The sequence below is a fragment of the Pseudomonas sp. FG86 genome, from assembly GCF_057808775.1.
On sequence record NZ_JBMDIS010000208.1, the window covers coordinates 1 to 430 of the forward strand.

Sequence of the window (430 nt, forward strand, 5' to 3'; positions counted from 1 at the left end):
CAGGTGTTGATCGACCACGCGGTCGTGACCCAGCAGTACCGAATGGAGTTGGCCAACGGTGTGAACTGCCAGATCCCAGTGCCCACCGACTATCGAAACGCTGAACAAGCACACCTTGCCAATGGCGGCATGCACAACCACCGCTCGCGAGCCGACGCCGAGGTGAGCCAACCCACCTCGCACACCGATCACCGTGCCTTGTACGCGGCAGCGATCAGAGCAATCAGTGAACAGGAAGGGAAAGCCTCATGACCGAACCCGACATCGTCAGCCCCGTCGCCCTGCAACACACCCAGCAGGTCACCTGCACCCCGCCCTGGTACGTGCAGAACACCGAATATCCACCCGCGCTGGCGACCTATCAACCGCTGATCAACGGTGAAGAAACCTTCAAGGCCGTGCACCTGGCGATCGCCCAGGCCACCAAAAC

2 pseudogenes are annotated in these 430 nt (G+C 61.2%); both read left to right on the top strand.

From position 1 onward, the window contains the following. A pseudogene (locus ACODSV_RS36345) lies at positions 1-252 on the top strand (DUF2345 domain-containing protein); the annotation flags it as partial. Continuing rightward, positions 249-430, top strand: a pseudogene (locus ACODSV_RS36350) (phospholipase); the annotation flags it as partial. The pseudogenes ACODSV_RS36345 and ACODSV_RS36350, both read left to right, overlap by 4 nt.